This is a genomic window from Peribacillus sp. NPDC056705 (assembly GCF_043656335.1).
The window spans coordinates 1-1,214 of sequence record NZ_JBHTYI010000225.1 but is presented as its reverse complement, the minus strand read 5'-3'; the positions used below and the strand labels follow the sequence as shown (position 1 = coordinate 1,214).

Here is a 1,214-nt window from a genome sequence, read left to right as displayed (position 1 = left end):
CCCTTCGCCTGCAAGATACTCACCGTTTGGAAGAAGCTGAGCAGGGAGAATGGCTTACGGCTGCGGACCTGAGGCTGAACGAGAGCACGCGCGAAGTGCTGCGTGACGGAAAAAGCATCGAGCTGACGCCGCGCGAGTTCGATCTGCTGGTCTATTTGCTGAAAAATAAGCGTCAGGTATTAAATCGGGATCAGATTCTGGCCGCCGTCTGGGGTTACGATTATTACGGCGATACGAATGTCGTTGACGTGTATATTCGGTATGTACGCAAAAAAATTGATCAGGACAGCACGGTGGAACTGATTCATACCGTCCGCGGCGTGGGCTATGTGCTGAAGGACAGTCCATGAAGCTGAGCAGCAAGATTCATCTCTATTCCTCGGTACTGATGGCGGTCATCCTGATCGTAATGAACCTGAGCATCTATTATGTGTTCAGCAAAATGGCGCTGGACAGCCAGATGGCGCAAGCGGAAGTGGAGGCATCCAGCATTGCGCAAGGCGTGGCGCGCTCATCTCGGTCCATTCCGATCGGCGATTTGCTGAGAAGCTACGTCCCGGCGAATGGGAAGATTCAATTCGTGCCGGCTGATCCAAGTGCCGGCTCCCCGTCGGTCACCTCGTCCGGAGAGGATATGGAAGAGCTTCGCGTGCCGTACAGCACCGATAAACAGGTCCAGCAGATTCAGTATGAAGGAACTCGGTATGTGCTGGTCTCTTTGCCAGTCATATGGAACGACGGCACGGTCTCGAACATTCAGATTTCCAGAAGTCTGGCTGCCACGATGGAGACGCTACAAGTGCTGCGAATTGTGTTGTTGGCCGTAACCGCGATGGCGCTGATTCCGATCATCGTGTCTACCCGGGTGTTAGGACGCTTAATTATGCAGCCCATTACCGTCTTAACCCGAACCATGCAGGATATCCGTCACAGCGGACGTTTCCGGCGGATCGAGCTGAAGCAGAACTCCAAGGATGAACTGTTCGAGATGGGGTCCGCCTTTAATGATATGATTACGCTGCTGGAGAGCAACCATGCTAAGCAGGAACAGTTCGTGTCCAATGCATCGCATGAACTCAAGACACCGCTGACGATCATCGAGAGTTACGCCAGCTTGCTGAAACGCAGAGGACTTGATCGACCGGAGCTGTTTCAGGAATCGGTGGAAGCCATTCATTCCGAGGCGATTCGGATGAAAGAGATGACCGAGCAAC

At 53.3% G+C, this 1,214-nt stretch carries 2 protein-coding genes; both read left to right on the top strand.

The genetic code is table 11. The annotated features are described in order from the left end of the window. Positions 1-350: winged helix-turn-helix domain-containing protein (locus tag ACFRAK_RS29155; RefSeq protein ID WP_394573222.1), on the top strand; the 350-nt coding region annotated here is incomplete at its 5' end. Then, the coding region (locus ACFRAK_RS29150; protein ID WP_394573221.1) for a histidine kinase dimerization/phospho-acceptor domain-containing protein at positions 347-1,214 on the top strand (868 nt) is incomplete at its 3' end. The genes ACFRAK_RS29155 and ACFRAK_RS29150, both read left to right, overlap by 4 nt.